Annotated in this window: 1 protein-coding gene; it reads right to left on the reverse strand. The window is 48.3% G+C overall.

The window, feature by feature from the left end; all coding sequences use genetic code 11:
• Window positions 1–197: 197 nt before the first annotated feature.
• Window positions 198–1631: type II secretion system protein GspD (locus tag NW857_RS07130; protein WP_414368471.1), on the reverse strand; the 1434-nt coding region annotated here is incomplete at its 5' end.

Below are 1631 nucleotides of genomic sequence, written 5' to 3' on the forward strand. Positions count from 1 at the left end.
CCTCACCCCAAGCCAGCACCCAGGCCAACCCGAAGGCGAGCAACAGGGATCCCAGCTTCAGCCAAGGCCGGCGGCGAGAGTTCGACATCAGCATTAATCAGCAACGTATCTTAGGGTTTAGCCGTTTCTATGAGAATCTTCCATCTTTGGCAAAGCAACCGGTCTGAGAGAATGACAGTCATTGGCGGGCCACTCTTCTACTCTTCTAGAATAGTTGGGGTAATCAAGACAACAACTTCACTTCTAATGTTCGTCGTGTTTTGCCTACGAAAGAGAGCACCTAGCAGAGGAATCTCAGCAAGAAGTGGAACTTTATCAACAGACACTCGATCCTCCTCTTGTATCAATCCTGCCAAAAATAGTGTTTCCCTGTCTTTAAGTCTGATTTGCAAAGAGCCAACAGAACGCTGATTGAGCAAGCTAATTACGGCTCCGTCTGCTAAAGTGATTTGGCTACCGATAGATGAAACCTGGGGAAGAAGATTCAACGTAACGTAGCCATTGTCATCAATCCTGACGTTTTGAATAATTAAGTTGACTCCTGCGTTTCCTTTTTCAAAAACGACTGTTGACGTACCCGTTGCAGGGTCTGTTACCAATCTCCTATTGGTGATAACTTCTTGACCAACTACAATAGCCGCGCCCGTGTTGTTAGCGACGACCACTTTTGGGTCAGCCAGTATCTTGGCTGTTCCTGAAGCAATAGCTGCATCTATGCGGGCCGCAAGAGATTGCTGGAGTCGGTTTAAGGTGTTGAACACAAGTGAGCCGCCAGTTCCTACGGAAGGAACTACGCCAACGTCAGGAACCGAAGACCCTGCAGGTTGGTTGAGGGGAGTTCCACCAAAGGTGGTATTATCTCCAGAGCCCAGTGCAAAGTTGCCAGAGGCACCGCCTAATGCCACTCCTAGACTAGAGTTGTTATTGAGGTTAATCTCAATAAACCTAGCACTAACTAAGACCTGACGACTTCTAAGATCAATCTGGGCAAGGTAGGCTGCAATCACATCATGCTGGGCAGGTGTGGCAACAATAGTTAGTGAGTTTGTTCTTGGATCTGCTTGAATGGCTGACTCTTGAGCAAGAGGGATATTCGATGCTTCCAGGATAGCTAAAATTCTACTTCTGATTTCACTTGGAGTGATACTTAGTTGTCTAGCATTGATTTCGACTGTTGCTTGCCCGCCTCCGGCCCCAGCAGCAGTAAGGTTAAAGGTCTGTTCTGTCTCTTCGATTCTTAGTTGATTAAGTCTATATGTTTTGACAATCTGCTGGCCGACTCCAGGAAGGCTAGTGCCGATAAAAACTGTTTGCCCTACACGAGTTGCTTGCAGTTCCTTCAGCCGCAAGATAAAGTTGAACGTTTCCTGTAAGGGTGAGTCGGCTACATCTAAGGAAATCGTCAAGTCCGGAGGAACGTCGTTAAGAACTACATTTAGTCCAGCTCGACGTACCAAGAGACTCAACACATCACCTACGGGAGCATCCCTCAGGGTTAAGGTAATCTTGGCATTTGAGCCCAAGTCAACTGGAGGGGGAGCAGGAAGGATGCTGCCGACTGCAAGATCCCCTGCCGGAGGAGCTACTGCTCGACCCTGGAAGGGAGAAGTAGTGGGATCAACGGATCCCGG

The organism is Synechococcus sp. H55.9 (assembly GCF_047462355.1).
GTDB lineage: Bacteria > Cyanobacteriota > Cyanobacteriia > Thermostichales > Thermostichaceae > Thermostichus.